Origin of the sequence: Actinotalea sp., assembly GCF_035443605.1 — a bacterium.
In the GTDB taxonomy this organism is placed as follows: Bacteria; Actinomycetota; Actinomycetes; order Actinomycetales; family Cellulomonadaceae; genus Actinotalea.
Window position 1 is genome coordinate 1 of the sequence record NZ_DAORSQ010000140.1, and the last position, 4964, is coordinate 4964.

Here is a 4964-nt window from a genome sequence, read left to right on the forward strand (position 1 = left end):
GGACGAGGCCGACCACATGGCCGACCTCGGCTTCCTGCCCGGCGTGCGGCGGATCATGTCGGCCACGCCCGTGCGTGGTCAGCGCCTGCTGTTCTCGGCCACCCTGGACAACGGGGTGGACCAGATCGTCAAGAAGTTCCTGTCCAACCCCAGCACCCACTCCGTGGACTCCGAGCAGTCGCCGGTCGCCGCGATGACCCACCACGTCTTCACGGTGGGCGACGTCGAGACCAAGCGCGACGTCGTGCACCACCTCGCCTCGGGCGTCGGGCGCCGGCTCCTCTTCACGCGGACCAAGCACCAGGCCAAGAAGCTCGCCAAGCAGCTGACGGCGGCGGGCATCCCCGCGGTCGACCTGCACGGCAACCTCAGCCAGAACGCACGCGAGCGCAACCTCGACGCGTTCTCCTCCGGCGAGGTGCGGGTGCTCGTCGCGACCGACATCGCGGCGCGGGGCATCCACGTCGACGACGTCGAGCTCGTGGTGCACGTGGACCCGCCGGCCGAGCACAAGGCGTACCTGCACCGCTCCGGCCGCACGGCACGCGCCGGGAGCGGTGGTGACGTGGTGACGATCGTCCTGCCGGAGCAGACTGGGGACGTGCGCACCCTCACCCGGCTCGCCCGGATCTCCGCCACGCCGCAGGCGGTCCGCCTGGGTGCCCCCGCGCTGACCGCGCTCGTGGGCGAGACGGCACCGCTCGTCACGCCGGCGTCGGCCGACGTCCAGGCTGCGGCGATCCTGTCCGCCCAGGTGCGTTCCGACGGTCGGGCCGCGCGGTCCGGCTCGTCGCGCGGCGGCTCCGCACGGGGTGGTCCCGCCCGCGGCGCCGAGGGCCGCGGCGCCGGCGCGCCCGGCCGCTCCGGCACCGCGCGCGGTGGCTCGTCCGCCCGTGGGGCCGCGCCGTCGCGCGACTCCGCGGCCCCCGCCCGGGGTGCCGCACCGGCGCGCGGGGGAGCCCCGGCCCGCACGGGTGCCGCCCCCGCGCGTGCCGCCGCCCCCGCCCGCAAGCCCGCGCAGGGCCGTGACGCCGTCTCGCAGTTCCCCGCGGCCGCGCGCGGCGGCGCCTCGAAGGGCAGCGGCCTGGTCGAGATGTCCACCGGAGGCGGTCGGCGCCGTGGTCGGTGACGCCGACGGGCCGGTCGCCCGGCCCAAGCCGATGCGTGGGCGCCGGTGGGTGGCCCGGACGGCGCTGCGGCTGAGCGGCTGGACCCAGGTCGGCACCGTGCCGCGGACCGGGATCTTCCTCGGCGCCCCGCACACGTCGAACTGGGACTTCGTGCTGACCGTCCTGGTCCTGTGGGCCGACGGCGTCAAGCCCCGCGTGCTGGTCAAGCAGGAGATGTTCTGGTGGCCGATGGGTGCGCTGCTGCGGGCCCTCGGCGCCGTGCCGACGGACCGCCGCGGCGGTGCAGGGCTGGTCCGTCGCCTCGTGGCGGAGGCGCAGTCCGACCAGGGCTTCGCGCTCGTCCTGGCCCCGGACGGCACGCGCACCAAGACCGACCACTGGAAGTCCGGGTTCTACCGGCTCGGTCGCGAGACCGGGCTGCCGGTGACCCTCGGCTTCATCGACGGCCCCACCCGGACCACCGGGGTGGGCCCGACGATCGAGCTCACCGGCGACGTGCGCGCGGACATGGACGTCATCCGCGCCTTCTACGCCGACAAGGACGGGGTGCGCCCCGGGCGCGGCAGCACGGTGCGGCTGCGCGAGGAGGACAGGGCGTCCTGACCTCTGCGTGCCACGCCCTGCCTGCGTCGGGTCCGCGACGTACGGTTGCCCTTCCGGGCAGACAGGAGAGGTGCGATGGCCTACGAGGTGAGCAGGTCGGACGAGCAGTGGCGCGAGCGGCTGTCCGCGCAGGAGTACGCCGTGCTGCGCCAGGCGGCCACCGAGCGCCCGTGGACCGGTGAGCTGCTCGACGAGCAGCGCGTGGGCACCTACGCGTGCCGCGCCTGCGGGCAGGTGCTCTTCACGGCCGAGACGAAGTTCGACTCGCACTGCGGCTGGCCCAGCTTCTACGCGCCGTCCGACGGTGACGCCGTCGAGCTCCTCGTGGACCGCAGCCTGGGCATGGTGCGGACCGAGGTGCGCTGCGCCCGCTGCGGCTCGCACCTGGGCCACCTGTTCGACGATGCGCCGCAGACCCCCACGGGGGACCGGTACTGCATGAACTCGGTGTCGCTGACCTTCGCCGCGGGTGGCGCCCCGACGGCGGGTGGCGGGTCGCCGGCTGCGGGTGGCGGGTCGCCGGCTGCGGGCGGCGCCGGGTGACCGGGGAGCAGCCCCGCCGGCCGCGCCGCCCGGCGATGCTCGACCCGTGGGCGGCGGACGAGCTGCCGGGGGACATCGACCCGGCCCTGCGCGCGGAGGTCGCGCACACCACGGCGCACGCGATCGTCCACCAGGGTCGCGCCGCGGAGGACCCGGCCGTCGTCGAGCGCCTCGTCAGCCTCGTCGAGGCCGAGGGGCTGGACGCCATCGCCGGGATGTGGGCCGACAGCCCGGCCACGACCCTGCCCGGCGCGCTGTGGCGGCTGTACGTGCTGCGTGACTGGGTCCGCCGCGACCCACGCACCATCGCCGAGCGGTACCGGCTGGGGGTCGAGCGCGCGCAGGTGCACGGGGCGGTGGCCGGGGTGGCGAGCCTGCCCGGACCGCCCGAGATGGTCGCCGTCGTCGACGCCGTGCTGTCCGGCGTGTTCGCCGGGGACCTGGCGGTCGCGCTCGAGCGTGCGGGCGCCTTCTGCCGGGTGCTGGCCACCGGGGCGGCCCTGGACGCGGACCTCGTCGAGGGGCACGACGCCGACCTGGCGGTGCGCATGACGCGCGGCGCCTCGGGCCTGGTCCGCACGGCCGAGGAGCTCGAGGGCGCCGCCGGGCTGTGGCGGATCGACCGGTTGGACTGAAGTCGTGCGTCGACCGGCCGATACACTGATGGACGACGTCGGGCCGCGGTAGCCCCGGGCTCCACTTCAAGCCGCTTCGAGCGGCCTTCGCGCCGACAGGCGCTCTGCGGTCCGACGTCGCCCCTTCCCTCCGGCGGCTGCCGACCCGGGCCCAAGGTCCGGCGCGCCGCCCCTGCCGGTGGCCTGTTCACCGTGAGTTCACTGTGAGGACGCCGCCCGGACACCCCCGGGGTTGTGTGTTCACCCGATCGCTGCCCTAGCCTGGTAGCGATCCGACCCCCTCTCATGACGGAGCACTGTCGTGCGCCTGCGCCTCACCCCGCGCAACACCTCGTTCTTCGACCTCCTCGCCGACTCGGCGCGCCACCTCGTGGGCGCCGCGGACGTGCTCGGTCAGCTCCTCGGCGCCGAGCGGGCGGAGCGCAAGGTGCTCGCCGGCCAGCTCCGCGACGCCGAGCATGCGGCCGACGAGTCGACCCACGAGATCATGCGACGCCTCAACCAGACCTTCGTCACGCCGTTCGACCGGCACGACATCTACGGTCTGGCCTCGGCGCTCGACGACTGCATGGACTTCATGGAGGAGGCCGGCGACCTCATCGTGCTCTACAAGCTCGGCACGCTGCCGCCGCGCGTCAACGACCAGGTGGACGTCCTGCGGCGGTGCGCTGAGCTCACCGCCGAGGCCATGCCGCGGCTGCGCTCGATGAAGGACCTCGCGGAGTACTGGGTCGAGATCAACCGGCTCGAGAACGAGGCCGACCGCACGTACCGCAAGCTGCTCGCCGAGATGTTCAACAACGGCACCGACGCCATCGAGCTCATGAAGCTCAAGGAGGTCGTCGACGCCCTCGAGGCCGCGGCCGACGCCTTCGAGACCGTCGCGAACATGGTCGAGACCATCGCGCTCAAGGAGTCCTGAGCCCCGGTGGAGATCGCGCTCGTCGTCGTCGTCGTCGCCTTCTCCCTGGCGTTCGACTACACCAACGGCTTCCACGACGCGGCCAACGCCATCGCGACCTCGGTCTCGACGCGCGCGCTGACGCCGCGGGCCGCGCTGCTCATGGCCGCCTCCTTCAACCTGCTCGGCGCCATGCTCGGCACGGAGGTCGCGAAGACCATCGGGTCGGGGATCATCGACATCGACGACGCCAGCTCGACCCACCAGGGTCTGATCATGGTGCTCTCCGCGGTGATCGGCGCGACGGTGTGGAACCTCATCACGTGGTGGTTCGGCATGCCGTCGTCGTCCTCGCACGCCCTCATCGGCGCGCTGACGGGCGTGGGCGTGGCCTCGGGCGTGACGGTGCACTGGGACGTCATCCTCGACAAGGTCGTCATCCCCATGGTCGTGTCGCCGCTCGTGGGGTTCAGCCTCGCGTTCGTCATCATGGTCGGCGTCCTGTGGCTCTTCCGGAACGCCAACCCGCACAAGGTGACGCGGCGGTTCCGCATCGCGCAGACGGCCTCCGCGGCCGCGATGGCGCTGGGCCACGGCCTGCAGGACGCGCAGAAGACCATGGGCGTCATCGTGCTCGCGCTCGTCGCCGGCGGGGTGGGGCCGGCCGACGGCGAGATCCCGCTGTGGGTCAAGCTGTCCGCTGCCCTCGCGATCTCGCTCGGCACCTACGCGGGCGGCTGGCGCATCATGCGCACGCTGGGCCGCAAGGTCATCGAGCTGGACCCGGCGCGCGGCTTCGTCGCCGAGTCGGTCGCGGCCACGGTGCTCTACGTCACGGCGCTCGGTTTCCAGGCCCCCATCTCGACCACCCAGACGATCACCTCGGCGATCATGGGCGTCGGCGCGTCGAAGCGTCTCTCGGCCGTGCGCTGGGGCGTGGCGGGCAACATCGCGATCGCCTGGGTGCTCACCATCCCCGCAGCGGCATCGGTCGCCGCGATCATGTACTTCCTGCTCTTCACGCTCCTGGGCTGAGCCCCGCCGGGCCGAGCGCCGCTGGGCTGAGCGCCGCTGGGCTGAGCGCCGCCGGGTCGAGCCCCGCCGGGTCGAGCCCCGCCGGGTCGAGCCCCGCCGGGTCGAGCGCCGCTGGGC

Annotated in this window: 6 protein-coding genes; all 6 read left to right on the forward strand. The window is 73.9% G+C overall.

The window, feature by feature from the left end:
* On the forward strand, positions 1 to 1129 hold a 1129-nt coding region (locus PKY62_RS11965; RefSeq protein ID WP_324537255.1), incomplete at its 5' end, for a helicase-related protein.
* A complete protein-coding gene (locus PKY62_RS11970) occupies positions 1119 to 1733 on the forward strand; it encodes a 1-acyl-sn-glycerol-3-phosphate acyltransferase (protein WP_324537258.1) in 615 nt (204 codons plus the stop codon). The genes PKY62_RS11965 and PKY62_RS11970, both read left to right, overlap by 11 nt.
* A gap of 75 nt (positions 1734 to 1808) precedes the next feature.
* A complete protein-coding gene (msrB, locus tag PKY62_RS11975; RefSeq protein ID WP_324537260.1) occupies positions 1809 to 2276 on the forward strand; it encodes a peptide-methionine (R)-S-oxide reductase MsrB in 468 nt (155 codons plus the stop codon).
* A 35-nt stretch (positions 2277 to 2311) separates the two neighbouring features.
* On the forward strand, positions 2312 to 2911 hold the full coding sequence (locus PKY62_RS11980) for a hypothetical protein (protein ID WP_324537267.1): 600 nt from the start codon (positions 2312 to 2314) through the stop codon (positions 2909 to 2911).
* Between the two features lie 301 nt (positions 2912 to 3212).
* A complete protein-coding gene (locus PKY62_RS11985) occupies positions 3213 to 3833 on the forward strand; it encodes a DUF47 domain-containing protein (protein ID WP_324537262.1) in 621 nt (206 codons plus the stop codon).
* Between the two features lie 6 nt (positions 3834 to 3839).
* Positions 3840 to 4847: an inorganic phosphate transporter gene (locus tag PKY62_RS11990; RefSeq protein ID WP_324537264.1), complete on the forward strand. Its 1008-nt coding sequence runs from the start codon at positions 3840 to 3842 to the stop codon at positions 4845 to 4847.
* Positions 4848 to 4964 lie beyond the last annotated feature (117 nt).